The organism is Haloferax litoreum (genome assembly GCF_009674605.1).
Classification (GTDB): domain Archaea; phylum Halobacteriota; class Halobacteria; order Halobacteriales; family Haloferacaceae; genus Haloferax; species Haloferax litoreum.
In genome coordinates, this window is sequence record NZ_WKJO01000003.1 from 1 (window position 1) to 24,224 (window position 24,224).

The following is a 24,224-nucleotide window of genomic DNA, read 5'->3' on the forward strand; positions in this document are numbered from 1 at the left end:
ATGTGCCAGCACTGTGACTCGACCGTCTCTCGTCGCTCTGTCCTCTCCGCGACAGGGGCTATCGGCGTCGCCAGCCTCGCAGGGTGCCTCGGCGGCGGTGGTGGAAGCGGCAATGGTGACGTACCCGCCGCGATTGCGTTGACTGGAAACAAGCAGTGTGACGTCTGTGGAATGATTATCGAACAGCACCCCGGCCCAGTCGGCCAACTCTTCTACGCGGACAACGCTCCCGAGGGGCACGACAACCCTGCGTGGTTCTGTAGTGCGTGGGAGACGTTCGCCTACAACTTCGACAGAGAGAACGAGGGGTGGACGCTCTCGGTTGGATATCTCACGGATTACAGTTCGGCCGAGTACGAACTCTACGACGACGGCGGGTCGACGTTCATCGACGCGCACCTCGAACCAGAGGCGTTCGGACGGATGGACGAGTTGTTCTACGTCGCCGGGACGGATGTCAAGGGTGCGATGGGGAACGACCTCATCCCGTTTTCGGACGAGACGGATGCGGACACCTTCGCCGACGACCACGGTGGAGTCGTGTATCGAGAACGAGACATTTCTCGTGACCTTCTCGCTCAACTGTAACTCTCTCGCTCGTGGATGTGTCAGACAGAGGCAGTGGATAGCGGTTCTCAACCGTTGATTTTCGGTCGTTCTCGATTCTCTGGATTCGGAAACCAGACCCTCTTTATATTCTGACAGGGGTCGACTGTTCAGTTGTAAGGTGAATTACAATGGCCGCAACTGGACAAATTGAGATACTCGGCAACAGAATGGATTTCGACTACTCGCAGGGCGCGACGGGATACGTGCTCGTGCTCGTCCGCATCCTGACGGGCTACTGGTTCCTCAACGCGGGGATGGGCAAGTACCTCGCGGCAGAACCGTTCAGCGCTGCTGGCTGGCTGATGAACTCCAGCGGTCCCATCAGCGGCTTCCTCGCGTGGGCGGGCAGCACCCCGTGGATGCTCGAGTTCACGAACTTCATGATTCCGCTCGGCCAGACCCTCATCGGCCTCGGACTCCTCATCGGAGCACTCACCCGGCTCGCCGCCTTCTTCGGCGGCTTCCTGATGGTGTTCTTCTACCTGGGGAACGCCGACTGGGCGCACGGCTACGTCAACGGTGACCTCTTCGGTCTCATGATGTTCGCCATCATTGGCACCCTCGCCGCGGGCCGCATCCTCGGCGTCGACGCCATCATCGAGAAGACGGAGTTCGTCCAGCAACGCCCCGCCCTCAAGTACCTCCTCGGCTGAGGTACATGGGCAGCACTCCTCTTGCGGTCCTTCGCTGAGGATTGCAGAGACAGAACACGAACAGAGGCACAGTGGCACTTCTTCTGACACTCGAACACAGACGACCGAGTTCGGCCGACGTAGAATTGTTCTTGACAAACAATACTGTTAAGGCGGACGAGCGAGTACGAACGAGTACATGTCTGAATCCGAATTCGTCACCGACGAACCGATTCACGTCGAATCTGTCGAACACTTCCAGGAGCTCGTGGACCGCGACGGTGTCGTCCTCGTCGACTTCTACGCCGACTGGTGTGGCCCGTGTAAGATGCTCGAACCCATCGTCGAGAACATCGCTGCGGACACCGACGCTGTCGTGCTGAAAGTCGACACTGAAGAACTTGGCCAACTCTCCGCCGCCTATCAGGTCCAGAGTATCCCGAACGTCGTCTTCTTCGCCGATGGCGAACCCAAAAAGCGCGTCGTCGGTATGCGCGGCGAAGAAGTCCTCCGCTCCGTCGTCGAAGAACTCTCTTCGTAACTTCGAGGCGACTTTTCGACCCGGATTACGACATTGCTCTTGTAGAATAAGGGCAATATATTAACCGCTCCTCCGACAACAATCGGATATGGATCCGATAGTCATCGTCGGTGGCGACGCTGCGGGAATGAGCGCGGCGTCGAAGTTCAAACGCGAACACCCCGAGCGAGACGTCGTCGTCTTCGAGAAAGGCGAGTACGTCTCCTACGCGGCGTGCGGAATGCCGTACTACATCAAAGGTGCAGTCGAGGAGTTCGACGACCTGCTCCAGGTCTCTCCAGAGGAGTTCATCGAAGACAGAGACATCGACCTGCGACTACACCACGAAGTTGTCGACATCGACACGGACGCCCGCGAGGTGACTGCCGAGCATCCTGACGGAGAAGTCACCCTCTCGTACGACCAACTGCTCATCGCGACCGGTGCCCGTGCCATCGAACCGCCGTTCGACGGGATGGGCCTCGACGGCGTACACACGCTCCACAGTCTCGATAGCGCGAAAGCCGTCCACGACCTGATGGGCTCGGGGTCCGTCTCGGCAGTCGGCATCGTCGGTGGCGGCTACGTCGGCATCGAGATGGCGGAGGCCTTCGCCGAACACGGCGTCGACGTACATCTCTTCGAGATGCTCCCGCACGTCCTCGCCCCGTTCGGTGAGATGGTCGCAGAGAAGGTCGAAGACCACATGCGCGAGAAGGGAATCGAACTCCACCTCGACACGGCAGTCGACGGGTTCACCGGGGACGGCGACACGCTAGAGGGCATCGTCGTCGGCGACGACACCTTCGACGTGGACCTCGCACTCGTCGGCGTCGGCGTCGCACCGAACGCCGAACTCGCGGACGACGCGGGTATTGAACTCGGCGAGACGGGTGCTATCGCCACCGACGAGTTCGGGCGGACGAGCGCAGCAGACGTGTTCGCCGCTGGGGACTGCGCCGAGGCGCGACACGTCGTCACTGGCGAACCTGATTACGTGCCTCTCGCCCTCACCGCGAACCGCGCCGGTCGCGCTATCGGCCAGACGATGGCCGGCGACGAGACGCCCGTTGGCGACATTGCAGGGACGGCTGCCGTGAAGGCGTTCGACCTCGAAGCAGCACGGACCGGTATCATCGACGAAGACGAGGCGCGCGAGGCCGGATTCGACCCGGTGAGCGTCACCATCACCGCCTCGTCGCGGGCACACTACTACCCCGGTGCGAAGCCGATTCATATCACGATGCTCGCCGACCGCGACTCGAAGCGGGTGCTCGGCGCGGCGATGGTGGGACGTGAAGGCGTCTCCAAACGTATCGACACCGTGGCCGCCGCGCTCCACTCCGAGACGACCGTCGGCGAACTGGAATATTTCGACCTCGCGTACGCGCCGCCGTTCAGCCCGACGTGGGACCCGGTGCTGACGACGGCAAAGGTTCTCAACGGGAAACTCGACTGAGCGTCTGAAAACCTGCTTTCGGACTGTTCCCGACTACTTTCTCTCGAGACGCGAGAGACCGTGCCAGATTGCTTCGACGAGTCGTGCTTCGCCGTCACCCGCGGCGTCGTCCCAGCCACGAGCGATGGCGTCTTCGAGGACGCCGAGCGAGTGGTTCTCGAAGTTGTTCATCCCGCGGAACGATTCGAGTGCCCCCACCGCTGAATCGTCGAACTCCTCGCTCGGCGTCTCCTCGTAGAACCCGAGGTCAGCGAGCGTCTCACAGACTTCCGTTGCCGTGTCCCCCGCGAGTGAGATGGTCTCGTCGGGTTCCGCGCGTTCGAGAAGCGTGATGTCGTAGAGTTTGAACACTCGTTCGAGTTCGTCTATCGGATGTTCGTGGTCGTCGACGCGGACGTCCACCCAGCGGTCGTTTCCACCGTCGTACCCGCCTTCGGGCTTGGCGATGTACATCGCTGCAGACTGTTCGCCGCGCTTGTCGCCACCGGCGTCGTTGCCGGCGTGCAGGGCCGCGAGGAGTCGCTCTGGGAGTCCCCCGTCGGTCGTCTCGAACGCTTCGGCCATCGCGTCGAGCGTCTCTTCGTTTTCGAGGATGTTGCCCTGGACGGTGTACGTCGCACCTTGGATGTCGCCGGCGACGTCGAAACACTCGTCGCCGGTGAACGCGGCGATGCTGCCGTCTTGGCCGACGACGCCGACTTGCCGACTCTCGGCTTCGTCGTCCGCCTCGGTGAGTCGTTCGACGACCTGTTCGGCGGTGTGGCCCTCTCGAAGCAAGTCGAGGCCGTCAGGACCGTACGCGACGTTCGCGAAACTCTGCGTCGCGATAGCCCCCGCGTCTGCGCTCACGAACGGGACGACGGAACCGACGCTGATGAACTTCGACTGGACGGCGACGCCGACGGCGTTCTGGTCCGGGTCGCGGGCGACGATAGAGAACGTGGATGGGCGCGGTGTCATGGTCGGAACCGACACAGTACGTCGGCAAAAGCGTTGACGTCCCGGTCACGGACGAGTCGGTGGATGTGACAGAACGTCTCGGTCTGAGTGGAGTCATCCCAGATTCCCGGTGTCGCTGTCTCCGTCCTCGTCACGGAACGTCGTTTCGAGCATGGTCGACCGAATTGCGAGTGCGTCGCGGGCCTGTGTCAAGTACGGAGTGCCGGTAAACACGAACGACGGGGAGATTCGCGCGCTTCGTTGCAGTTTCCGTATCCGACTCCTGCGCTGCCCGACGTAATCCGCGAGTCTGGTTTCGAGCGCATCGTCTCGCGCTGCCAACTCGCTCGCCAGTACGGACGCGTCCTCGATGGCCAGTGTCGCACCGACACCCGCAATTGGATGCAGTGCGTGTGCGGCGTCTCCGAGGAGTGCAACCCTCCCGCGTGCCCACGTTTCGGTTTGGACGAGATACTCGTCGGCCCACCAGACGTCTTCGTCGTCGATTCCCGCGAGGAGTTCGGGGACGAGCCATTCGTACTCGTCGAATCGGTCGGCCAGCATCGTGACGGGGGACGTGTCGCTTACACCCTCGGTCGCGGTGGTGGCAAGCCACGCGAGCGCACGGTTTCCGTAGGGGTACAGAACGAGCGAGTTTCCGTTTGGCCCCCAAATCTCTGTCACCGCATCAGGCGTCTCGACGCTTTCGTCCACCCAGAACCCGAACGTTCTCGTCCCGGAGAACGTCTCACGTCCTCCGTCGATTTCTGCTCGAACCTGTGAGTTCACGCCGTCGGCACCGACGACGACGTCGAACGTTTCGCGGACACCGTTACTGAACTCGACGACGACTCCGTCGCGCGTCTGTTCTATCGTTTCGACTGTCGGTCCACCCCGGCGTAGGTGTGAGGGGACGCGAGCACGAAGCGAGTGATGGAGGTGCGCGCAGTCGACGACAGTGAACGACTGATGCGCTTCCTCGTCGGTGTATAATCTGTCGACGACGGTTCCGTTGGTATCACGCATCACCCACTCGGTGACGTTCGCTCCGTCAGTCACGAGGGAGTCCACGATGTCGAGGGGTTCGAGCAATTCCGTCACGGTGTTCCACAGGAGGACGCCGACGCCGTTGGTACTGACTGTGTTGGATTGCGTGACGAGAACCGGGTCGATTCCCCGTTCTCGGAGGAACCCAGCGAGTGACAGGCCACCGATTCCACCCCCGACGATTAGAACTTGAACGTCATCGCGCGACATCACATCCTCCGTGCAGCAGTGCCTCTCGGTGTGCCGAGTGTGAGAGTATGCGTCGATATGTTGGCGACTCGCACCCGTCGGGGAAGCAGGGCAGCAATGGGCATATCGGGACCATCGTTGTCCAGAATTATCGTAGGTTATCCAACACGTTAGTCACGATGCTTGTCGATGCACCACTCACTGTCCGTACTACGTATGTCGTGTCGAATGGGTGGTGTGTACTCGAACTGACGTTTGGTGGTCGTCGCCAGAGGGGCACCGTCGAATTCGAAACGACACCGGAGGGAACTTGGATGATACGTTGCGGTGAAACGACGAAACGTTTCCACCTATCATCAAACCGACACTACGTGTGTTGTACTTTTCTCCGACGACCGATGATACATGTTGCGGACAGTGTTGTGACGGGGTGGTTCGTGTGTGTACTTGCGATGGTCCCGGCACGGATGTTCCTCATTCGACGTCATCCATCGCCTCTGACACCACTTTTCCCCCTGCCTTCGGCCCTCCACCTGCCGTCGGTGGCTGTTGTCTCCGGGATTCACGGATGGACGACGTCAAACAGTGGTCCAGACGCACGTCGACAGGCCGGCGTCCGACTGAACTTCACCTCGAGTCTGATTGACGATGGGTTTTTCGTGAGGGTTGGTGAACGATTCGTATGAGTTCGGCAACACCTGGAGCGCATTGCGTGCTTCTCGCAGATGCCGACGATTCTTCACTCAACCGTCTCGCGGACGCCTTCGTCGACGAGGGTATCGACGTCCTCCGTGCGGGGTGTCTCTCGGAGGCAAACAGACACCTCGACGACGCCGCTGTCGGTGCTGTCGTCTGTACAGACCGGTTCGGTGAGACGACGGGCGTCGAGTTCCTCCGTCACGTCTCGGAACGTAACCCGTCGGTCGTGACAGTCCTCTTGACCGACGCTCGATTCGAGAAAGTGGCGACCGAAGTACTCGACGCCGGTGTCACAGCGTACTTCCCGCGGGTCGATTCAGCCGACCACTCCGTCAAGGTCTGCGACCGAGTGCTCGAACACCTCTCGGGCGTGACGAAACCCTCCGCGAACGAGATATCTGACCGAGCAAGTGAGTACGAGCAGATATTCAACAAGGTCAACGATGCAATCGCGGTGTTCGACCCAGAGACGGGAGACATCCTCGACGTCAACGATACGTACGCCACCCAGTTCGGGTACGACCTCGACACTATCAGAGAAATCGGTGTCGACGGCCTGAGCGTGACCGAGGCCGGGTACACCGACGAACGCTCCCGAAAGATTATCCAGCGAGTCGCAGAGACAGGGACTCCAGAGACTGTCGAGTGGTTAGTCGAGACGGCACACGGAGACCACCGATGGTACGAGGTAAACACGACGACGGCGACGATAAACGGCAAACCCCGCGTTCTGGGTATCTCTCGGGATATCACGAAGCGCAAGACGCGAGCAGAAGAACTCCGCCGGAGCGAACGCCAATTCCACCAGATTGCACAGGCGGTAAACGAAGTCATCCACCTCGCCTCGGCAGACTTCTCCGAGACGTACTACCTCAGTCCCGCGTACGAAGATATCTGGGGACGCCCGGTTTCGGAGATGTACGACGACCCGCGTTCGTTCGAGCAGACGATTCACCCCGACGACGCCGACGCGTTCACCGACTACTTCGACGAGTTGCTGGAAGAGTTGGCGCGACCGGACGCCGAAGGGCGCGACGAGTACGAGTACGAGTATCGGGTCCAGCGAGAAGACGGGAGCGTTCGGTGGATAGCGGGCCGTCTGTATCCGCTCCGCGACGACACTGGGAGCGTCACCAGACTCGTCTCGGTCATCCGTGACGTGACCGTCCAACGGCGTCGGGAGCAGACACTCGAGTCGTTACACGACGCCACGAGGCAGTTGACCGAAGCAGATTCGTTGACAGACGTGGCGTCGACGGCAGTCGAGACGGCCACGACCGTTCTGGAATTCGCTGCCGCACGCGTCTATCTCTACGACGAGGACGAAGGGGCACTCGAACCGACGGCAACGGCATCACCCACCGATTCACGCCACTCGACCCCCGACTCGATTTCGCCCGGCGACCACACGCTGTGGTCTGTCTTCGTCGAAGACGAACCCTCCAGAACGGCCGCCTCCTCGAATACGACCGTCTTTTCGTCGCACGATACTGTCGAATCCGAACTGTTCTTACCACTGAGCGGTCGCGGTGTACTCGTCTTCGGTCACAGTGACGCGACGTTCGACACCGACGACGTAGAAATCGCACAGATTCTGGCCGCGCGGGTCGAAGCGGGACTGAACCACGTCGTTGGCGAGCGAGCAATCGAACGACGTGAGCGTGAACTCCAGCGCGAGACGACGCGAGCGGAACGCCTCCGCCGACTCAACGCCATGGTCCGTGACGTCGAGCAGACACTCGTCAGAGAGACGAGTCACCCGAACGTCTCACGTGCTGTCTGTGAACGGTTGGTCGCGGGCGATGCATACTCTCTCGCGTGGATTGGTGAACCAACGCTCACCGGTGATACCATCACGCTCGTGAGTCGTGCGAACACTGGCGGTGAACGAGCAGTGGACACCGCGATAAGCGAACGGACGCTAGAGACGCATCCTGCCTGGCGGGCAACCGAGACGGGCGAGACACAGGTGGTCCAGAACATCGTCGCAGAGACGTCGTGGGGTCGATGGCGGCAACAAGCCCTTCGAGAGGGCTACCAATCTTGTTGTGCGATTCCGCTCGTCCACGACGAGCGTGTTCACGGTGTTCTCGTGGTCTACGCGGACGACCCGGACGCGTTCACCGACCGAGAACAGCAAGTGCTGACCGAACTCGGTCGGTCCATCGGTCACACCTTCACGACCATCGAACGAAAGCAGGCCCTCGAATCAGACCAGACCATCGAACTGGAGTTCGGTGTCGACGACGAGCGATTGTACTTCGTCGCACTGGCCCGTGAGACGAACTGCCGGGTCGAGTACGAGCGAACGATTCGACGACAAGACGGGTCGGTGAGTACGTACTACACTCTCGAACGAGGCGACGGTGCAGACGACACAGGCGACTTAGGCTTCGGTGTGTCCAACGAGCACATCACCGTCGAAGTCGTCAGTAGAGGTGACCAGACGAGTGTCGTCGAGGTTCGGTCAGACGGGTGGTTCGGGTCACTCTTCACCGACTTCGGGGCCGTCGTCCGCAGTGCGTCCGCTGACGACGACGGCGGTTCTCTCGTGGTCGAACTTCCCAGCGGTGCCAACGTTCGAAGTATCGTCGAGCGGTTCCAGTCCGTCTATCCGGACACTGACTTGGTCGCCAAACGAGTGGCGACCCGGACGATTCGAAGCGTCCAGCAACTCGAAGCCCTCGTCGACGACAAGTTGACAGACCGCCAGATAGAAGTCCTGAAGACTGCGTACTCGGCGGGATACTTCGAGTGGCCGCGCGATTCGAGTGGGCAAGAAGTGGCCGCAATGTTGGGCATCACGCAACCGACGTTCAATCGTCACCTCCGGATGGTAGAGGACGCGACGTTCGGTCTCCTCTTGGACGACTACCGAGACGAATCGGACTCAATATAAGCCAATCCTCCCGAGGGATTGGGCACACTCTCCGACTTCAGATGCACGCCGAAGACCACCATTATATCAGATAGAGATACAAATCAGAGATAGATTACTGCCTCCTCCGTGGACGACAACAGCCAGCAATCAAGACGATAACGGAGGTCATGTAAACAAATTTTGAAAATTCTAAACATTGTAGTGGTGTCAGTAATCTCAGTGCTGTGTGTAATCATAAAGAAACTGAGTAGACTGTGCGTTCTGGCTCGAACCGTGTGGTATCGAGTGCTAGTGGTCGACCACGGTAATCTCTTCGACGGGCCACTGACTGAGGAGTTCGACGCCGTCGTCGCGGACGACGACCATCTCTTCGACACGGACGCCTTGTCTGCCGGCGGGTTCCTGCGTCTCGACGGCCATCGTCATTCCCTCCTCGATTTCGATAGGGTGGTCGGGCGAGAGGCCGCGCCAGATGAGTGGCACCTCGTACAGTTGGAGTCCGAGGCCGTGTGCCCAGTGATTCGTCGTCATCTGCCAGTGTTCGTCGGCACCGTACCAGTCGGCGTGTTCGCCTTCCATGTCGGGGAACGCCATGGCGATTTCGTCGGTGGTCTTCCCCGGTTCGATTTCGTCGAGGACGGCGTAGAGGTTGTCGCGGGCGGTGTCGTAGGCGTCCTTCTGCTCTTGGGTCGGTTCGCCCATCGAGAACGTCCGGTAGTAGCACGAGCGGTACCCGAGGTAGCCGATGTTGTAGAAGTCGGCGTAGACGAGGTCACCGGGGCGAATCATCCGGTCGGTAGTGTTCGCTTGGTGTTTCGGCCACGTGTTCGGCCCCGACGTGATGTACCCGCCTTGGGCCATCGCACCGTGTCGCCACAGTTCGCGGACGGCGTCGCCCCACACTTCGGATTCGCGCTTCCCCGGCTTCGCGTTGTCGACGATTGCTTGGAATCCTGCCTCGCAGATGGCGGCCACCTGCCGCAGACACTCGATTTCGTCTTCCGTCTTCGTCTTTCGTGCGTCTTCCATCACGCGCGCGGTTTCAGCGGCACGAACGTCGACGCCCTTCGATTCGAACGCGTTGATGAGGCCAGTGTTACCCGTGTCGATGCCCATCGGTTCGTTCGTGAGGTCGTACTCGTCAAGCGCGTCGACGACGGTCTGTGCCATCTTGTCGATGAGGAACGACCGGGCCGAGTCACGGCCAGAGGCACGCGGGACGTTCCCAAGGCCGGGACAGGCGTATCGGATGTCGTTCAGCCACGGGCAGTTGTACCGCTGGTTGCTCGCGTGGTCCGCGGTGTCCCAGTGGACGACGTTTCCGTCTTCCATCAAGAGTGAGTAGTGGTCCGCGCCCGACCCGCCGGTCATCGCCAGCCCGGTGACGTACCGGATGTTGGGGTCGTCGATGAGGAGCATGCTGCCGAGTCCGGCGTCGCGCATGCGCTCTAAGGCGCGTTCTTTGCGCTCTTCGCGCATCCGCTTCACGTCGATACGTTGTTCCCAGTCGACGGCCATCGTGCCGCGGGTCCCACTCATGAACTCCCGCTCGTGGAAAGGCATGGTTGTACCTGACACGAACATCATATTAAATTGTTGTAGAAGGCGGAGACATTGCCGAGTTCTCTCGGCCGCGGCACGCGAGCATACCTCATGATTTATACCGCTATACGTGGACCGCAAGGTGTACGCATGTACAAGCACATAGCTTTGCTTGTCCGCCAGCAGGGGATGAGCCACGACGAGTTCGTCGAGTATTGGCAGAACAACCACACGCCGATTGCGCGTGAGATAGAGGGCGTCGTCCGCTATCAGACCGTCCTGCCGTCCGAACCCGACGTTTCTGAGTTCGACGGCCTCGCGGAACTCTACTTCGACGACCTCGACGCACTGCACGACGCACTCGGCAGCGAAGGGTCGCGCGACTACGACCCTGCGCAGGGGAAAGCCAAGGAAGCGAGAGAAGACGTGGACAACTTCCTCGACATCGAACGACGCCCACGACTCATCGGTGAAGAGTTCGTCGAGAAAGACGAGACGGACGGCGACACGACGGGACTCTACAAGCACTCCGCGTTCCTCGTCCGAAAAGACGGGATGACCCACGAGGAGTTCCTCGACCACTGGGCCAACGAACACGTTCCGCTCGCACGGGAGATTCCGGGCGTCGTCCGCTACGCGCGCGTCGTTCCGACGGACCCCGAGAACGCCGAGTTCGACGGCGTCGCAGAACTCTACTTCGAGAGTCTCGACGCGCTCCGTGCGGGCCTCGGCCACGAGTCGTCGCGTGACTACGACCCTGACCACCCGAAAGCCAAGGCACCGCGCGAAGACGTGGACAACTTCCTCTCGCTCGAAGACCGACCCCGGTTCGTCGGGCAGGAGACGGTCCAGAAAGACGTGACGGATGAGTGATGGACGGATGAGCGCCATCGACTACCGAGAACAGGTCGAATCCGCCTACCCGGAACTCGACGACATCCAGGACGACGACTTGCGCGACAAGGTCGTCGACGCGTGGTGTCTCGGCCTCGAACGCGGTGGATGGCGAGACATCGACGACATCCCCTACGCGTGGAATATCCACGAGGTGACGAACGTCGAGCACGTTCGCGGCGTGACCCGAATCGCGCTCCGCGCGGCAGAAGAACAGCGTGACTTCCACGGGGCCGACCCCGATTTCGACGTCATCGTCGCCGCGTGTCTCCTCCACGACGTTGGAAAGTGCTACGAGTACGTCGATTTCGTCGACGAAGACACGCTGGATTCACCCAACCCCGAATACGCGACACAGGAGGTTCCGCACTCACTGTCTGGGTACGCTCTCGCTCACGAAGTCGGGTGTCCCCTCGCCGTCCAGCGCGCAATTCCGCACTTCATCGGCGAGATACCGACGCGAACGCTCGAATCGGAACTCGTCAAGAGCGCGAATTCGGCCTCCTCGAACGCGATTACGCAGGCGACCATGGGCATCAGCCTGCAAGAGTGGGTCGAACAGTACTCACAGACGCAGTAACGCACTCAGAACACCCCAGAGGCACCTACACATTTACGTTTCACCCGGTCTACATCGGGACGATGTACGACCGTGTCAACCTTTCCGACCTCAAACTGCACGAAAATACCATCGCAGACGGCCGAGTTCGCGCCGTCGGCTACGAACTCCGGCCGAAACAGATGCGTCCGTCGGTCTGGGTGTTCGAACCTGGCGAGCAGAGTACCAAACACTACCAGGAAGAACAAGAGGAACTCTATCACGTGCTCTCGGGGCGGTTCGAGATGACGTTCTCCGACGACGAGGGAGACGAGACGGAGACGCTCACACTCGAATCCGGTGACGTGGTGGTGGTCTCACCCGACGAAGTCCGCCAACTCACCTGCCTCGACGCGGGCGAGGTGTTCATCGTCGGTGCGCCGAACACGAAAGACGACGGCGTCGTCGTCGACTGAGCGACTGATTATCACGGTTTCGTGGCTCCCAGAGGCTGAGAACCGTCTGTACGGTCCAATATGTCGTGCTGTGAAGTTCACTGTATGAAACGGCGGAGTCCGGTCACGAGTGCGGTATTCGGTGCAGTCCTCGCTGTCTTTCTCGGATGGAATGCAGTTCTCGCTGGGTTCGCCGGCGGGTTTCTCGCAGGCTACCTCGCGTTCGATGGTCGTCGGACTGGTATGTGGACCGGGGTGCTTGCCGGGACAATTGCCTTCGTTCCCGTCCTCGTCGTCGTCGTCGCCGGTGTCGCCTTCGAGCTCTCGTCCGTCGTCCTCATCTTGATGATACTGGTCACGTCACTCTACCTTCCGGGTCTCGCCCTCGACGCGTTCGGGCTCTCCCCCTTCGGAATCGCCGCGGCACTGGTCGTCGCAACTGTGATGGTCCTTACAATCGCCGCATTCGGCGGATTCCTGGGGGGATACGTTTCCGAACGGGCGGGCAAACACGAGGGGACGAACGCCGAGGAGGTGGTCTAAGTGAACCGAAAGGTGGTCGGTATCGCACTCGGTGCAATCGTCGTCCTCACGGTCGTAATCGGTGGTGGCCTCTTCGTCGTCGACGCGGCACTCACGTCGTACTTCCACTCGTACACCTACCGCGTCGCCGTCGAAACAGACACGGACCTGACGGACGTGACCATCTACGTTCCCGTTCCGACGCGAGATGGTGAGACGCTGACGGACGTGTACGCGGACGCAGCGGTGGTTCAGGACCCAGCGGAGTGGATTGGCGACGATGGTTCGAACGTCCCCGATGCCACCGGCGGGTCTGCCGACTGGACGACCCAGATAGTAGAGACAGCGCACGGACCGATGCTCTCGCTTCGTGCGTCGAGCGTCGAAGCGGGGACGTACGTCTTCGGCGCGAACACGATGTTAGAACAGGGCCGCATCCACACGGCCGACCCGTGGGCGTCAGATTTCGTCCTCACACCCGCGAACGACGTGACACAGGACGAGTGTCCGTCGTGGGCCGACGAGACAGAACGGTGTTACACGTACAGGAGTCACCTCTACGCAGACGCCGACGCGCCGACTCGCGGAACCGTGTCCGTTTCAGTTTCTCTCCACGGACAGACTGACTGGGGGTTCGTCTTTGCCAACGGGTGGAACTGGTTCAACCAGCGGACGTCCGCCACGTTCGACGAGACGACCAACGGATGGGTCGACACCGAGGGGACACTCAAAGGCGGTGCCGGAACCTATCCCTGAGGTGTGCCGTCCTGTCGGTACCCTTACTGAGATATAAGGTAACACAGAGCATATTGGTGTGTATGGTCATACCCGGCTACGACCCAGACGACATCGACGAACGACTCGAAGAACTGCTCTCCGAACACGAGTTAGGCGAGTATCTCACGGCCGAAGAACGGACCCGCTACGACGACGGGGAGAGCCTCGTCGACCTGCTGTCGGGTGACGATATCCGTGACCTCCTCGGCGAAAATCCGAAGACTGACGGTTGACGTGACCGGTCAGACGGGGTCCAGACCGTTTTCTTCCCGAAGCACGTTGATGTAGTCGCGGAACCCGTCTTCGAGATTGTACTCGGGGTCGTACCCGAGGTCTTCTTGCGCCTTCGTCATGTCGAGACGTTGGGTCCACGGCAGTTCGCCCTCGTCGGAGACGGTGAGGTCTGCGTCCGGGACTATCTGTTCGACCATCTCGGCGGCCTCCCGAATCGTTGCGAGTTCGCCACGGACGTTGTAGACGCGTTGTGTCAGGTCTTCGTCCGGTGTGAATGCGGCCTTCCGGAACGCCTGCGCGATGTCGCGGACGTGTTGCCAGTCGATGACTTGGTCGCCGTACTCGACGCTGAACGGTTCACCCAGCGCGGGTTTCTCGATGATGTTCGCGAGGAACGCCGACCCACCGGTCTCGCGGTAGGGACCGTAGGCCACGGTCGGTCGGATGGCGACGTGTGAGACGCCGAAGTCCTCGTGGTAGACGCGCGCTTGGTGCTCGTTGTACTCTTTGGTCGCCCCGTAGAGCGTGTCCGGATAGACGAGGTCAGATTCGGTGACGAAGTCGTCACCGTAGTTGGTCGGTGGTGCGTAGACCGCCGCAGAGGAGGCCCACGCCACACGCTCGACCTGGTCGGGCAGTGCCCGTGCGGCCTCGAAGATGTTGTTCGTCCCCATCACGTTCACGTCGAGTGCGGCACGGGGGTTCTCGCGCGCCGTCGTCGTCAAGAGTGCGGCGAGGTGGATGATGTGTGTCGTCCCCGTCTCTTTGACTGCTCGAACCACGTCGGTCGGGTCGGTTACGTCGCCGCGTCGTATCGTCACGTCGTCGGCGATGCCCAGTTTCTCCAGAATGCGAGGGTCGGTCGAGAGGTCGTACGCGACGACGTCGTGTCCCTCCTCTACGAGGTCTAACGCGACGTACGAACCGATGAAGCCGGTTCCGCCGGTGACCATCACGGTCGATGATGACATGCTATCGTACCTCTCATTGCGTATCAGAAAAGTGTTTCCGTGAGGGTGATTCTCCGGGGCTACTCGTGGAGGCCACCGACTTCGGCGTAGAACGACGACTGGAGCGTCTCGGCCATGTCGGGTTCGCGGTCGATGCGCACGTCGATGACCGTCGGCACGTCGTTCCCTCTCGCGTCGGCGAGTGCGTCACCGAGTTCACCCGGTGTCTCGACACGAACGCCTTCCGCGCCGAACGCCTCGGCGACGCGCGTGAAGTCCGTGTCGTGGAACTCGACGCCGGAGATGTCGTCGGGGCCGTGTTGCATCTGGCGAACCATCCCGAGACTGGTGTCGTTGAGGACGACGAACGTCGGTGCGACGCCGTGCTCGACGGCAGTCTCGACGCTGGTCATCGTCATGGCGAATCCGCCGTCGCCCGCGACGCCGATGACGTGCTTGTCCGTGGCGAGTGCTGCCGAGACGGCGGCGGGCGTCGCCCACCCCATTCCGCCGACGCCGCCGGACCCGTAGTAGGTCTGCACGGCGGGCACCTGCAGGTAGTTGAGAAGCCAGAATCGGTTGTTCCCCGAATCGGCCGTGACGATGGTGTCCTCGTCGACGACACGCTCGATTTCCTTGATTGCTCGTTGCGGGAGGATTGGGGTGGCGTCAGAATCGCACTCGGGTGCGTGGAAGGAGTCTTTGGCCGACTCGGCGCGGTCTGCTGCCCAGTCGTTGTCGTTGCCACCGGAGGCGGCGAGTTCGCGGAGTGACTCCGCGGCGTCGCCGATGAGGCCTACGTCAGCGGGGTAGACCCATCCAGCGTTTCGGGGGTCGATGTCGGCGTGGATGATGGTCTGTTCGTCGGGGCGGATGAAGTCGGGGGACTGCCAGTTGGTGTCCATCGGATTCATCCGGCATCCGACGACGAGCAACACGTCCGCGTCACTTACGAGTTGGTTCGCCCCCTCGTGGCCGAACGAGCCGATGACGCCGCCAGCGAGGCGGTGCGTCTCGGGGAACGTGGACTTCCCGAGGTACGAAGTCACGACGGCCGCCTCGTACGCGTCGGCGGCGTCCTGCAACTCGTCGTACGCGCCTGCGGCGTGGACGCCGTTCCCGGAGATGATGACCGGGCGCTCAGCGCCTTCGAGTGCTTCGACTGCTGCAGCAACGTCGCGCGCTGTCGGGGCGGCCTTCCACGTCCGTGTCTGGGTCTCTTCGTCCCAGACCGGCGGGAGGACGTCGTCTGGGTACTCGTCTGTGACTGCGTCTCCGTCGAGGATGACCGCCGTCGGACCCGGACGCCCTGCCACTGCGTGTTTGAACGCGAGTTGGAGGCTTCGAACCGTCTCTGTCGGCGTCCGCGGGAACCAGTGTTCCTTGGTGACGGCGTCGAGAATCTTCGGCAGGTCGAGGCCACCGTAGTCGCCGCGCGACTGTTGATACGGGGCGATAGTGGAGTAGTTACCGCGCTCTGAGGCTTCGGTTATCGCGACCATCGGCGACGACGCGAGGCGCGCTTCCATCTGGCCGATGAGGCCGAGACTCCCAATCCACGGGCCTTGCCCGGCGAGGACCCCCGGTTCGCCGGTCAACCGCCCGTGCATCTCAGCCATGACGCTCGCTTCTCGCTCGTCACGTGGCCGGACGAGTTCGATGGTCGACTCCGGAAGGTCGTCGAACAGTTCGATGATTCGACCACCGGGATACCCGAAGACCCGTTCTACACCGAGACGTTCCAAACTTTCGACGAGTCGTTCGCTAGTGTCCATCTGTCGTTCACGTCCTGTCGAGTTGCGTCGTCTCTTCGACGTAGAGCGTCGGGCCCTGCTCCATGTCGATGAACTCGGCGGCGTCGGCGTTCACACGCTCTCCGATTTCGGAACCGAACGCCGCTTTCAGTGCGTCCATGTCTTCGAAGTAGAGTTCCACGATGCCGTCGTACTCGGACTGTTCTGGACTCGTCGGGAGACTGGTCGCGTACTTCACGAGTCCGGGAAGGTCCTTCGCGAGTTCGGCGTGCGACCCGGTCCAGCGCTCGACGAACTCCTCGTGCGAGTAGTCCGGCTTGCGGACCACGAGATTCACCAATTTAATCATGCACGTCAGGTATCTCACTGGGGGGTACTTTGCTCTATCGCCGGTCCGTGTGTTCGAACTGAATGAACACACGTTCGAAGGGTTCGAACAGATTTATGCATGATGAGAACAGACGGCACACGATGACTAACGAACAACGCCGTCCGGTGAAGACGGCGACGACGTCTTTCGCCATCCTCGAACGCCTCAAAGAACGAGGACCGCTCGGACCGACGAAACTCGCTTCCGAACTCGGACTGGCCAAGAGTACAGTGCACCGACACCTGAAGACCCTCGAACAGGAGGGTTTCGTCGTCCCGGACGAAGGCGGGTACCGTGTCGGCCTCCGACTCCTCGACTTCGGCATCTACGCACGCAACCAGCACCAATTCTACGAAGTCGCGAAACCAAAGGTCGACGAACTCGCCGAAGAGACCGGTGAGAAGGTGTGGTGTGTCACGGAAGAACAGGGGCGAGGGTTCCACCTCTACGGTGCGGCGGGAAAACACTCGGTTCGCACACCGGCCAGAGAGGGCACGCGTTCGTACCTCCACCAACTCGCCGCCGGCAAAGCCATCCTCTCGGCGTTCTCCGACGAACGCGTCGAGGCTATCGTCGACCAGCATGGCCTGCCGGCGAAGACTTCTCACACGATTACCGACACAGACGAACTCTTCGAGGAGTTGCAGACGATTCGTGACCGGGGATTCGCACTCAATCGCGAGGAAATCGTCCCGAAACTCCACGCTGTCGGTGTCGTCGTCACCGACCAAGACGGCTATCCAGTCGGTGCAATCAGTATCTCTGGGCCGTCGAATCGACTCAAAGGTGAACGGTTGACTGTCGACTTGGCTAACCTCCTCTTGGGGGCGGCGAACGAAGTCGAAATCAACCTCAACTTCGCCTGACCGGCCGAGACGTACCTTCTCGACGTACTCACTCTGTCGAACACTAGTTCGAACAGCTCGAACAGTAGTCGGTGGTGGATTCTGCGATGCCGTGTAGTTACATACTTACTCACCGCCTCAACCCCGGTAATTCCCGGCGTTCGACCTCGATTCTCTTTGTTCGAAATGTTCGAACACAAGTATCTGAAACAATCGTGATGAATGCGGGCAGAACCCCCGCGATATACTGGGTAATTACACACGTACTATTGTAATGGGGTGTACGAGCGTCAACAGTCTCGATGTCGTGACTGTTACTGCCGTACGAGTGTAATAGGCTCTCTGACGACTCCGTTACCGAGACCCAGTTCTTCTCAGGGTCTTCGCCCAATCGCGCTGGAAGGCGGGAGAACACTCGCATCAGGCTTTCTCAAGGGCGTCCGTAGAGAGAGTGGTTGGGACTCCGTCGTGGTTCGTCGCACACCCGTCCTTCGACAGTCAATAGTGTCACCCAATCGAACAGACGTTCTATCGTTTCGTACGTGCGTTCTACGTTTGCGGACACTCGTTCGAAAGAGCGGAACGTTGGTCGGCCGGTTCGAGGGAGTCGCACGGGTTAAATTCCAACTGTGAGCGAAATACACGACGAAATTTCGTCTCTCGCCGACAAAATTCTCCTATGAGGCCACAAATCCATACGTTCGTACTAAAATCGAAGTGTCCGAAAGTGTTCGAGCTACTCGAACATCACCGTTCGTGCCACTCGGGTTCTCGGTCTTCGAAGAACGCGTCGATTCCTTCGTTCTTGTCTGGCCCGCCGAAGAGTTGAGAGAACAGTTCTGCTTCGTACTCGATTCCCTGTTCGAGGTCCATCCGCGAGGCGGCCTTGACTGCTTTCTTGGCGAACTCGAGTGCGACGGGGCTCTTCGTCGCCATCATCTCCGCGAGTTTGTACACGCGTTCGTCGAACTCCTCGTCGCCGTAGACTTCGTCTACGAGACCGATATCGGTGGCCTCGTCTGCGGAGATGAGTTCTCCGGTGAGGATGAGTCGCATCGCGTGCCCTTCGCCGACGAGGCGGGCGAGGCGTTGGGTGCCACCCCCGCCGGGCATGATTCCGAGGTTTATCTCCGGTTGGCCTATCTTCGCGCGTTCGTGGGCGATGCGAACGTCACACGCCTGTATCAACTCGCAACCGCCACCGAGAGCGTGCCCGTTGATGCGAGCGATGACCGGTTGTTTCAGGTCGTCGACGTACTCGTACACGCGGGGGCGTTTGCTCGCTTCCCGCTGTTCGAGCATGTCACGCTCTCTGAGTTCTTTCACGTCGGCACCCGCGACGAACGCCTTCGCTTCGTCCGCGCCGGTCAGGACGACGACCCGTGCGGAACTGTCTTCGACGGCGTCGAGGACGCGCTTGAGTTCCGCACGAAGGGTCGCGTTGAGCGCGTTTCGTGCGTCGGGCCGGTTCATCGTGATGGTGACGACGCCTTCGACTCGGTCGTCGACGACGGCGTCGACCGTCTCGCACTCCGCGGCGACTGCTTCGACGTCGCTCATCTGCTCATCACGTCCTCGCTCACGCCGACGATTTCGCCGTCTTCCCAGACGTAGAACCCCTCGCCGGTCTTCTTCCCGAGTTTGCCGGCACGGACCTTCCGCTTGAGAATCTGCGGCGGACGGAATCGTTCGCCGAGTTCTTCGCGGAGGTATTCGAGGATGCCGAGTCGAACGTCGAGTCCGACCACGTCACCGAGTTCGACGGGCCCCATCGGATGGTTGTAGCCGAGTTCCATCGACGCGTCGATGTCACGGGGTGAGGCGACACCTTCCTGAACCATCCGCATCGCTTCGACACCGAGGGCGACGCCGAGGCGCGAGGAGGCAAACCCGGGCGAGTCGCCGACTTCGACGACAGTCTTGTCGATGCCTTCGACGTACTCCGTGGCGAATTCGAGCGTGTCGGTGTCGGTCTGTTCGGCGACGACGACTTCCACGAGGGCCATGATGTGGACGGGGTTGAAGAAGTGGAGGCCGATACCACGTCCGGGGTCGTCGAGCGCACTCATAATCTCCGTCACGGAGAGTGACGACGTGTTCGACGCGATGATGGTGTCGTCGCCGACGAGAGACTCGACTTCACTGACGGTGTCTTGCTTCAACTCCATGTCCTCGGGAACGGCCTCGACGACGAGGTCTGCCCCGGTGACGGCATCCTTGAGTGAGGTGGTCCCAGAGATACGGTCGAGTGTCTCCGCCATCTCGGCCGGCGTCACCTTGTCTCGGTCGACACCGCCCTGAAGATTCCGCTCGATGGCGTCCAGACCGTTCTGGACGTACTCGTCTTCGATATCTCGCATGGTTACCTCGTGGCCGGCCATGGCGGACACCTGTGCGATGCCGTGGCCCATGGTCCCAGCGCCGAGTACACTAATGTGCATTATGCAAACAGGATTCGGGAACCATCATAATCGTTTGCCTCTCTTCTGACGAAGATTCAAGACGGATGGTGTCACACCACTGCGTATGAGCGGTTCCAACGAGCGAGCAGTCGTCGTCGACGCAGTGCGAACGCCGCAAGCCAAGAAGGGTGGCGGGTTCGCCGACGTACATCCCGAAGACCTAGTCATCTCGATTCTCGACGCACTCTCCGACCGAACCGGTGTCTCTCCGGACGAGTGGGTCGACTTCCGACTCGGGTGTGCGAATCAAGAAGGAGAACAAGGCAGGAATCTCGCGCGACAGTCGCTCTTGGCCGGTGGCTTTCCCGAGTCCGTTCCCGGTGCGACGCTGTCGCGTCTCTGCGGGTCGTCGCTGACGACGCTGAACGACGCAGCACGCGCAGTCGAAGCAGGTGATGGCGACGTGTATTCGATTGCTGGGGTCGAACACATGTCCAGTGTGCCGTTCTCCGATTGGCTTCACCCCTCGTTGAAAGAGCGATACGATGGCGGTGGGTCGCTCTCGATGGGTATGACCGCAGAGACGGTCGCCCGACGGTACGACATCTCGCGCGCCGACCAGGACGCGTTCGCCCTGCGTTCACACGAGCGAGCAATCGCGGCCCGAGATTCCGGCCGATTCGCCGACGAAATCGTTCCGGTGGAGACCCCAGACGGGACCGTCGAACACGACGAAGGGCCGCGAGGCGACACGTCGCTCGAAGTTCTCGATTCACTCCCGACGGTCTTCGCGGACGACGACGACGCGTCGGTCACGCCCGGAAACGCGTCGCCCCTGACTGACGGGGCGGCCGGTGCCCTCGTCACCGCAGAGAGCTATGCCGAAGAACACGACCTCCCTGTCCTCGGCCGCGTCGTCTCACGCGCAGTCGTCGGCGTCGACCCCGAAGTGATGGGTATCGGTCCGGTCCCCGCGACGCGCGCGGCACTCGACGAGGCGGGATTGACAATCGACGAGATGGACCTCGTCGAACTCAACGAGGCGTTCGCCTCACAGAGCCTCTACTGCAAACGGGAACTCGATATCGACGACGACAAACTGAACGTCAACGGCGGCGCAATCGCCCTCGGCCATCCACTCGGATGCTCGGGCGCACGCATCGCGACGACGCTCTTGCACGAACTCGACCGACGTGACGGCCGGTACGGCCTCGCGACTATGTGTGTCGGGTTCGGACAGGGCGTCGCGACGGTGTTCGAACGAGTCTGAAAGAGAAGTGTCGGAGGCTGAGCGTCAGCGCTGTGCCGCCGTCGGGACCACTTTGAATCCGTACCTGACGACGCTCTCTTGCTCGTAGATGCGGCGGGGAACCGCCACGACACGGTCACCGATGGTCGGTGTGCCGGCGGGGGAGTGGACAACTTGTGCAGGGACGCTCACGGACTCTTCGCCGTCCGGGCCGTCGAACGCGACGATTGCGACGCCGAACGACCCGGAGCGTTGCTGCTGTTCGACGAACTCGGGCGGTGCACCGCCCTGCCCGATTGCTGTCGCCGCCTCGACAGTGCCCTCACCCGAGAGGGTGGTGTCGTCGTAGCCTTCGAGTGACCCGCACGCTGTACACGCTCCCTCGGGCGGGAACGCGAGCGAGTCGCACTCACGACAGCGTCCCGCGACCAGTCTGTGACGCTGCGGAATCGTCTGTCGCCACGTCGGCACGCTCACGTACGCGCCACCGCCTTCGGGTTCCTCACCGGTGATGGTTCCGCGTCGTCGCAGTGCCTCCGCGTACGAGAGTTCAGTGTCTCCGTCGAGCACAGCGTCGACTGGCGTGTCTCCGGTTGCCGAGAGCGAGAGTGCAGTCGCACCCGCACCGCCGCCCCACCCGACGAGGAGTATCGACTCCGCCCCGTCTTCGAGGGCGGACGCGAGGCCAAGGAACGGTCCTGCTGCGCCAGTGTCGCCAGTCTGCGAGACGATGGTCCCCGCGTGGATTTGCGTCGTCGAGACACCGACGGCACCCGCTGCGCGGTACGGGAGTTTCCCGTCGGGTGAAGTGAGCGCGGCAGCATCCACATCTGACACGTCCGCATCGAGTGCGTCGACTGCGCCGGCGACTGCCGACGTGAACGCGTCGCGTTCGTACTGCGTGATGCCGATAGACGCTGTGTCGGCTTTCCCACGCTGACGGAATCTGGTTCCGGGGTACGGGTCACTGTGTTCACCCACGTCGTCGACGGTGAGTGGCCCGCCTTCGGCGAGGACGATTGCTGCTGCGCCAGCGCCCGCACCAGCGCCCTCGTCGCTCTCGGGCGCGCCTTGTGGGGCGTCGGAGACGACGACCAGTGCAGGTCCCGACACGTCGAGTGTGGCCGCGAGCGCAACTGCGCCTGCGCTGGTTCCGCCGCCGTACTGTCGAGTCGTCGCAGTCGACGTGACGCCGAGGAGCGACGCGAGACGAACGGTCGCTTCTTCCTCGTCGGCCGGTGGGGTCGTCGTCGCGAATGCGAGGTGTTCGAGTTCACCCGCGTCGATATCTGCGGCCGCGAGTGCACGCCGTCCTGCCTCGGTAGCCATCGTGAGCGTGTCTTCGTCGGCATCCGCGACGGCCACGCGTTCGACACCTGCGGCCCCGCCTTTGCCCCACGCTTCGCGGTAGGCGTCCGCGGGCAGGAACAGTCGGGGGACGTACGCGCCCACGCCGGCGATTGCGTTCATAGCACACCTCCTTCGAGGACGTGAACGACCGCAGCGCCGCCCGAACCACCCACGTTGTGGGTGAGGCCGACGTTCGCGTCCGACACCTGTCGGTCGTCGGCGTGTCCGGTGAGTTGCTTGAACGCCTCGACTGCCTGTCCCGCACCGGTCGCACCGATGGGATGGCCCTTCGACTTCAGGCCGCCCGACGGATTGACAGGTAAGTCACCACCTAACTCGGTGACACCGTCGTCGACGAGTTCGGGCGCGCCGCCACGCTCGCAGAATCCGAGGTCTTCGTACGCCATGAGTTCGGCGATGGCGAAGCAGTCGTGGACTTCCGCGAAGTCCACGTCGTCCGGGCCGAGGCCTGCCATCTCGTATGCAGTTTCGGCCGCCTGGGCGGACGAGCGAATCGAGGTGTAGTCGTCGCGCTGGAAGAGACCAACGCGTTCCGAGGCGGCACCGACGCCTGCCACACGAACCGCGTCGTCGCAGGCGCTGGCCACGTCTTCGCTGGCGACGATGACCGCTGCGGCACCGTCAGAAGTCGGACAGCAGTGATAGAGGTTCAACGGGTCGGCGACGACGGGTGCGTTTCGCGCGTCGTCGAGAGAGCACTCGAACCCGAGGTGTGCCTTGGGGTTCTTCGCACCGTTCGCGTGGTTCTTCACCGCGACTTTAGAGAAGTGGTCGGGTGACGCGTCGTCGTAGGTGTCGAGGTAGGAGGACGCCATCTGCGCGTAGACGCCCGAGAACGTCGTGCCCGTGAGTCGTTCCCACTCCGTCTCGCCACTCACGCCCAGCCAATACTTCGCGACGTCGCCGCTCATGTCGGTCATGACTTCGTACCCGCCGGCGAGGGCGACGTCGGCCATCCCGCTTTTGACTGCTTGAACTGCCTGCCGAACCGCGTACCCGCTCGCCGCGCAGGCGTTTTCGATTCGGGAACAGGGGACGCCGTGGAGTCCAACGTGTTCGGTGACCGCTGGCCCCGACAGTCCCAGTTGTCGGCCACCGACGCCGAGTGACCCAACGACTGCTTCGTCTACGTCGCCCGGTTCGACGCCGCCTGCACTCTCCATCGCTTCTTCGTAGGCCGTCGCGAACAGCGACCGGTAACTCTCGTCCGGGAACGCACCATACTTCGATTGGCCCGCTCCAACAATGTACGCGTCTCGCATGGTAGTCGCTTGCGTGTCCCCCGCGAAATAGGTTCGCTTCGACGTACCGGTGGACTGGCCGCAGTATTTGCCCTCGAGTCCGGC

General features: G+C 61.6%; 23 protein-coding genes. 13 read left to right on the forward strand and 10 right to left on the reverse strand.

Annotation, left to right across the window (positions count from 1 at the left end; translation table 11 throughout):
* The 4 genes from GJR96_RS16830 to GJR96_RS16845 all read left to right on the forward strand — a co-directional run.
* Nucleotides 1–588, forward strand: a 588-nt coding sequence (locus GJR96_RS16830) for a nitrous oxide reductase accessory protein NosL (RefSeq protein WP_151164691.1), incomplete at its 5' end; no start/stop codon positions are given.
* 149 nt (nucleotides 589–737) lie between these two features.
* Complete coding sequence (locus GJR96_RS16835; protein WP_151164692.1) at nucleotides 738–1,262, forward strand: DoxX family protein; 525 nt, start codon at nucleotides 738–740, stop codon at nucleotides 1,260–1,262.
* A 178-nt stretch (nucleotides 1,263–1,440) separates the two neighbouring features.
* On the forward strand, nucleotides 1,441–1,782 hold the full coding sequence (gene trxA / locus GJR96_RS16840) for a thioredoxin (RefSeq protein ID WP_058572348.1): 342 nt from the start codon (nucleotides 1,441–1,443) through the stop codon (nucleotides 1,780–1,782).
* Between the two features lie 88 nt (nucleotides 1,783–1,870).
* Nucleotides 1,871–3,220, forward strand: coding sequence for an FAD-dependent oxidoreductase (locus tag GJR96_RS16845; protein WP_151164693.1), 1,350 nt, complete (start codon nucleotides 1,871–1,873; stop codon nucleotides 3,218–3,220).
* Between the two features lie 33 nt (nucleotides 3,221–3,253).
* On the opposite strand, the gene GJR96_RS16850 is transcribed toward GJR96_RS16845, so the two are convergent.
* Nucleotides 3,254–4,180, reverse strand: a complete 927-nt coding sequence (locus GJR96_RS16850) for a DUF1028 domain-containing protein (RefSeq protein ID WP_151164694.1) — start codon at nucleotides 4,178–4,180, stop codon at nucleotides 3,254–3,256.
* A 93-nt stretch (nucleotides 4,181–4,273) separates the two neighbouring features.
* The gene (locus GJR96_RS16855; RefSeq protein ID WP_151164695.1) at nucleotides 4,274–5,416 is read right to left on the reverse strand and encodes an FAD-dependent oxidoreductase; all 1,143 of its coding nucleotides are present in this window, start codon (nucleotides 5,414–5,416) and stop codon (nucleotides 4,274–4,276) included.
* Nucleotides 5,417–6,077: 661 nt separating this feature from the next.
* On the opposite strand from GJR96_RS16855, the gene GJR96_RS16860 reads away from it, so the two are divergent.
* Nucleotides 6,078–8,993 (forward strand): bacterio-opsin activator domain-containing protein, encoded by a 2,916-nt coding sequence (locus GJR96_RS16860; protein ID WP_151164696.1) that lies wholly within the window; start codon nucleotides 6,078–6,080, stop codon nucleotides 8,991–8,993.
* Nucleotides 8,994–9,263: 270 nt separating this feature from the next.
* Here GJR96_RS16860 and GJR96_RS16865 read toward each other — a convergent pair whose 3' ends face one another.
* Entirely contained in the window at nucleotides 9,264–10,514 is a 1,251-nt protein-coding gene (locus GJR96_RS16865) for a M24 family metallopeptidase (RefSeq protein WP_151164894.1), read from the reverse strand.
* Between the two features lie 153 nt (nucleotides 10,515–10,667).
* Between GJR96_RS16865 and GJR96_RS16870 the strand changes: the two genes are divergently transcribed.
* The 6 genes from GJR96_RS16870 to GJR96_RS16895 all read left to right on the forward strand — a co-directional run bounded on the left by GJR96_RS16870 (nucleotide 10,668) and on the right by GJR96_RS16895 (nucleotide 13,936).
* Entirely contained in the window at nucleotides 10,668–11,390 is a 723-nt protein-coding gene (locus tag GJR96_RS16870) for an EthD domain-containing protein (protein ID WP_151164697.1), read from the forward strand.
* Between the two features lie 7 nt (nucleotides 11,391–11,397).
* A complete protein-coding gene (locus tag GJR96_RS16875) occupies nucleotides 11,398–11,991 on the forward strand; it encodes an HD domain-containing protein (RefSeq protein WP_151164895.1) in 594 nt (197 codons plus the stop codon).
* A gap of 62 nt (nucleotides 11,992–12,053) precedes the next feature.
* Nucleotides 12,054–12,425 carry a cupin domain-containing protein gene (locus GJR96_RS16880; protein ID WP_151164698.1) on the forward strand — a complete coding sequence of 124 codons (372 nt, stop codon included), beginning with the start codon at nucleotides 12,054–12,056 and terminating at the stop codon, nucleotides 12,423–12,425.
* 84 nt (nucleotides 12,426–12,509) lie between these two features.
* Nucleotides 12,510–12,947, forward strand: a complete 438-nt coding sequence (locus GJR96_RS16885; RefSeq protein ID WP_151164699.1) for a DUF5518 domain-containing protein — start codon at nucleotides 12,510–12,512, stop codon at nucleotides 12,945–12,947.
* Nucleotides 12,948–13,682, forward strand: a complete 735-nt coding sequence (locus tag GJR96_RS16890; RefSeq protein ID WP_151164700.1) for a hypothetical protein — start codon at nucleotides 12,948–12,950, stop codon at nucleotides 13,680–13,682.
* A 62-nt stretch (nucleotides 13,683–13,744) separates the two neighbouring features.
* A complete protein-coding gene (locus GJR96_RS16895; protein ID WP_151164701.1) occupies nucleotides 13,745–13,936 on the forward strand; it encodes a hypothetical protein in 192 nt (63 codons plus the stop codon).
* A 9-nt stretch (nucleotides 13,937–13,945) separates the two neighbouring features.
* Here the strand turns inward: GJR96_RS16895 and GJR96_RS16900 are convergent, their stop codons facing one another.
* The 3 genes from GJR96_RS16900 to GJR96_RS16910 form a co-directional block, all read right to left on the reverse strand.
* Nucleotides 13,946–14,890, reverse strand: a complete 945-nt coding sequence (locus GJR96_RS16900; protein ID WP_151164896.1) for an NAD-dependent epimerase/dehydratase family protein — start codon at nucleotides 14,888–14,890, stop codon at nucleotides 13,946–13,948.
* A 77-nt stretch (nucleotides 14,891–14,967) separates the two neighbouring features.
* Complete coding sequence (locus GJR96_RS16905; RefSeq protein ID WP_151164702.1) at nucleotides 14,968–16,662, reverse strand: thiamine pyrophosphate-binding protein; 1,695 nt, start codon at nucleotides 16,660–16,662, stop codon at nucleotides 14,968–14,970.
* A gap of 7 nt (nucleotides 16,663–16,669) precedes the next feature.
* The gene (locus tag GJR96_RS16910; protein WP_151164703.1) at nucleotides 16,670–16,990 is read right to left on the reverse strand and encodes an EthD domain-containing protein; all 321 of its coding nucleotides are present in this window, start codon (nucleotides 16,988–16,990) and stop codon (nucleotides 16,670–16,672) included.
* 122 nt (nucleotides 16,991–17,112) lie between these two features.
* On the opposite strand from GJR96_RS16910, the gene GJR96_RS16915 reads away from it, so the two are divergent.
* The gene (locus GJR96_RS16915) at nucleotides 17,113–17,877 is read left to right on the forward strand and encodes an IclR family transcriptional regulator (RefSeq protein ID WP_151164704.1); all 765 of its coding nucleotides are present in this window, start codon (nucleotides 17,113–17,115) and stop codon (nucleotides 17,875–17,877) included.
* Nucleotides 17,878–18,603: 726 nt separating this feature from the next.
* On the opposite strand, the gene GJR96_RS16920 is transcribed toward GJR96_RS16915, so the two are convergent.
* Together GJR96_RS16920 and GJR96_RS16925 are read right to left on the reverse strand one after the other, a co-directional pair.
* On the reverse strand, nucleotides 18,604–19,416 hold the full coding sequence (locus GJR96_RS16920; protein WP_151164705.1) for an enoyl-CoA hydratase/isomerase family protein: 813 nt from the start codon (nucleotides 19,414–19,416) through the stop codon (nucleotides 18,604–18,606).
* The gene (locus GJR96_RS16925) at nucleotides 19,413–20,297 is read right to left on the reverse strand and encodes a 3-hydroxyacyl-CoA dehydrogenase family protein (protein ID WP_151164706.1); all 885 of its coding nucleotides are present in this window, start codon (nucleotides 20,295–20,297) and stop codon (nucleotides 19,413–19,415) included. The genes GJR96_RS16920 and GJR96_RS16925 overlap by 4 nt, the downstream gene beginning before the upstream one ends.
* 85 nt (nucleotides 20,298–20,382) lie before the next feature.
* Here GJR96_RS16925 and GJR96_RS16930 point away from each other — a divergent pair, with 85 nt between their 5' ends.
* Nucleotides 20,383–21,528, forward strand: a complete 1,146-nt coding sequence (locus tag GJR96_RS16930; protein ID WP_151164707.1) for a thiolase family protein — start codon at nucleotides 20,383–20,385, stop codon at nucleotides 21,526–21,528.
* A gap of 24 nt (nucleotides 21,529–21,552) precedes the next feature.
* On the opposite strand, the gene GJR96_RS16935 is transcribed toward GJR96_RS16930, so the two are convergent.
* The gene (locus GJR96_RS16935) at nucleotides 21,553–22,977 is read right to left on the reverse strand and encodes a zinc ribbon domain-containing protein (RefSeq protein WP_151164708.1); all 1,425 of its coding nucleotides are present in this window, start codon (nucleotides 22,975–22,977) and stop codon (nucleotides 21,553–21,555) included.
* A complete protein-coding gene (locus GJR96_RS16940) occupies nucleotides 22,974–24,140 on the reverse strand; it encodes a thiolase domain-containing protein (protein ID WP_151164709.1) in 1,167 nt (388 codons plus the stop codon). Before GJR96_RS16940 ends, GJR96_RS16935 begins: the two co-directional genes overlap by 4 nt.
* Nucleotides 24,141–24,224 lie beyond the last annotated feature (84 nt).

What these genes read in the sequence shown, in the direction of transcription:
- GJR96_RS16900 (WP_151164896.1), bottom strand. Translation starts at nt 14,890, where the DNA reads ATGGTCACCGGCGGAACCGGCTTCATCGGTTCGTACGTCGCGTTAGAC.
- GJR96_RS16910 (WP_151164703.1), bottom strand. Translation starts at nt 16,990, where the DNA reads ATGATTAAATTGGTGAATCTCGTGGTCCGCAAGCCGGACTACTCGCAC.
- GJR96_RS16930 (WP_151164707.1), top strand. Translation starts at nt 20,383, where the DNA reads ATGAGCGGTTCCAACGAGCGAGCAGTCGTCGTCGACGCAGTGCGAACG.
- GJR96_RS16885 (WP_151164699.1), top strand. Translation starts at nt 12,510, where the DNA reads ATGAAACGGCGGAGTCCGGTCACGAGTGCGGTATTCGGTGCAGTCCTC.
- GJR96_RS16850 (WP_151164694.1), bottom strand. Translation starts at nt 4,180, where the DNA reads ATGACACCGCGCCCATCCACGTTCTCTATCGTCGCCCGCGACCCGGAC.
- GJR96_RS16860 (WP_151164696.1), top strand. Translation starts at nt 6,078, where the DNA reads ATGAGTTCGGCAACACCTGGAGCGCATTGCGTGCTTCTCGCAGATGCC.
- GJR96_RS16915 (WP_151164704.1), top strand. Translation starts at nt 17,113, where the DNA reads ATGACTAACGAACAACGCCGTCCGGTGAAGACGGCGACGACGTCTTTC.
- GJR96_RS16935 (WP_151164708.1), bottom strand. Translation starts at nt 22,977, where the DNA reads ATGAACGCAATCGCCGGCGTGGGCGCGTACGTCCCCCGACTGTTCCTG.
- GJR96_RS16855 (WP_151164695.1), bottom strand. Translation starts at nt 5,416, where the DNA reads ATGTCGCGCGATGACGTTCAAGTTCTAATCGTCGGGGGTGGAATCGGT.
- GJR96_RS16940 (WP_151164709.1), bottom strand. Translation starts at nt 24,140, where the DNA reads ATGCGAGACGCGTACATTGTTGGAGCGGGCCAATCGAAGTATGGTGCG.
- GJR96_RS16905 (WP_151164702.1), bottom strand. Translation starts at nt 16,662, where the DNA reads ATGGACACTAGCGAACGACTCGTCGAAAGTTTGGAACGTCTCGGTGTA.
- GJR96_RS16880 (WP_151164698.1), top strand. Translation starts at nt 12,054, where the DNA reads ATGTACGACCGTGTCAACCTTTCCGACCTCAAACTGCACGAAAATACC.
- GJR96_RS16895 (WP_151164701.1), top strand. Translation starts at nt 13,745, where the DNA reads ATGGTCATACCCGGCTACGACCCAGACGACATCGACGAACGACTCGAA.
- GJR96_RS16845 (WP_151164693.1), top strand. Translation starts at nt 1,871, where the DNA reads ATGGATCCGATAGTCATCGTCGGTGGCGACGCTGCGGGAATGAGCGCG.
- GJR96_RS16925 (WP_151164706.1), bottom strand. Translation starts at nt 20,297, where the DNA reads ATGCACATTAGTGTACTCGGCGCTGGGACCATGGGCCACGGCATCGCA.
- GJR96_RS16865 (WP_151164894.1), bottom strand. Translation starts at nt 10,514, where the DNA reads ATGAGTGGGACCCGCGGCACGATGGCCGTCGACTGGGAACAACGTATC.
- GJR96_RS16870 (WP_151164697.1), top strand. Translation starts at nt 10,668, where the DNA reads ATGTACAAGCACATAGCTTTGCTTGTCCGCCAGCAGGGGATGAGCCAC.
- trxA (WP_058572348.1), top strand. Translation starts at nt 1,441, where the DNA reads ATGTCTGAATCCGAATTCGTCACCGACGAACCGATTCACGTCGAATCT.
- GJR96_RS16920 (WP_151164705.1), bottom strand. Translation starts at nt 19,416, where the DNA reads ATGAGCGACGTCGAAGCAGTCGCCGCGGAGTGCGAGACGGTCGACGCC.
- GJR96_RS16835 (WP_151164692.1), top strand. Translation starts at nt 738, where the DNA reads ATGGCCGCAACTGGACAAATTGAGATACTCGGCAACAGAATGGATTTC.
- GJR96_RS16875 (WP_151164895.1), top strand. Translation starts at nt 11,398, where the DNA reads ATGAGCGCCATCGACTACCGAGAACAGGTCGAATCCGCCTACCCGGAA.